The organism is Mesorhizobium sp. M4B.F.Ca.ET.089.01.1.1, from assembly GCF_004022605.1.
In the GTDB taxonomy this organism is placed as follows: Bacteria; Pseudomonadota; Alphaproteobacteria; order Rhizobiales; family Rhizobiaceae; genus Mesorhizobium; species Mesorhizobium abyssinicae.
In genome coordinates, this window is the sequence record NZ_RZOS01000326.1 from 1 (window position 1) to 1,090 (window position 1,090).

A 1,090-nucleotide genomic window follows, 5' to 3' on the forward strand; every position below is an offset into this window, starting at 1 on the left:
GCGCTCTGTAGGCTTGCGCCGATCCGTTTCCAGTAGATCAGCGTGCCGGTCAATCCGCCATGCGGCTTCAGCGCGAAGTCGGGGATTTCGCCGGTCAGCGTGAAGCCGAGCTTCTCGTAGAGACCGGAGGCTCCCTCCTCGCTTGCCGTGTCCAGAACCAGCAAGGTGCGGCCGCGCTCCCCGGCGATGTCTTCCGCGGCCCGCATCAGTCGGGTCGCCACGCCTTGGCCACGACGATCGACGCGGGTCATCAGCTTGGCGATCTCGGCCCGGTGCGGCTGGTTGGGAGGAAAGTCGAGCAGCAAGGTGACCGTGCCGGCAAGGACATCGCCATCCCATGCGCCCAGCACCACCCGTTCGCCTAGCGCGGCGGCGGCAAGCGACTTCCGCCAGAAGGCCTCCGCTGCATCCTGCGCCAGCGGGTGCATAAAGCTCACCGACCCGCCGGCAGCCACCGTCTCGACCAGAAGCGCGGCCAGCAGTTTTTCCGTCTCGGCGTCCTGACTGAGGACGGTGATTTCTGTGGAAGTCATGTTCGCGGAGTGTCCCTTCGGATAAACGTGGATGACGCGGGGCGACCTGTTTCCAGCGTCACGAGAGATGGCTGAACCGCCTTCGCTTCCTTGCGCGGCGGATTTCGGCGATCCGCTCGGTGTCGCCTTCGCCGAGATGGCGACCGCGCTCGAGGATCTCGAGCGTGTATTCCTCATAGGTCAGGCCAAGCCGCTCGGCTCGCTCCAGCCGCATCAGCATGACGTCGCGGCTCGGCGCCTTCCATGCCTTTGCATGGGCCGCCTGCCAGGCGAAGAAGATGTAGGCGCCGCCCTTGCCCCAGGGCGGACCGTCATAGTCGTCGAGCGGCGGCCCGCCATTGTGCGAGCGTCGGGAACGTCGAGCCATGCCGTCAGCCTCTGACCAGCGCGACGAGATAGTCGGCGGCGTCCGGTCCCGGCGCATGGAAGGTGCAGTCGGACGGCGCGCCGAGCGCCAGGCAGTCGCCGGGCCGCAGACTGTGCACGACTTCGCCTTCCGTGAAATCGAGCCTCCCGCCGATCAGCCATATCTGCTGCTTGATGAAGGCGTAGGACGC

Annotated in this window: 2 protein-coding genes and 1 pseudogene; all 3 read right to left on the bottom strand. The window is 66.4% G+C overall.

Annotated elements, in window-relative coordinates:
• Window positions 1-533 (bottom strand): GNAT family N-acetyltransferase (locus EN780_RS24425; RefSeq protein WP_133372693.1); only part of this gene is annotated, 533 nt, incomplete at its 3' end.
• A gap of 58 nt (window positions 534-591) precedes the next feature.
• Window positions 592-900 (bottom strand): hypothetical protein, encoded by a 309-nt coding sequence (locus EN780_RS24430; protein WP_128275552.1) that lies wholly within the window; start codon window positions 898-900, stop codon window positions 592-594.
• Between the two features lie 4 nt (window positions 901-904).
• Window positions 905-1,090: pseudogene (locus tag EN780_RS40775) on the bottom strand (LacI family transcriptional regulator); the annotation flags it as partial.

What these genes read in the sequence shown, in the direction of transcription:
- EN780_RS24430 (WP_128275552.1), bottom strand. Translation starts at nt 900, where the DNA reads ATGGCTCGACGTTCCCGACGCTCGCACAATGGCGGGCCGCCGCTCGAC.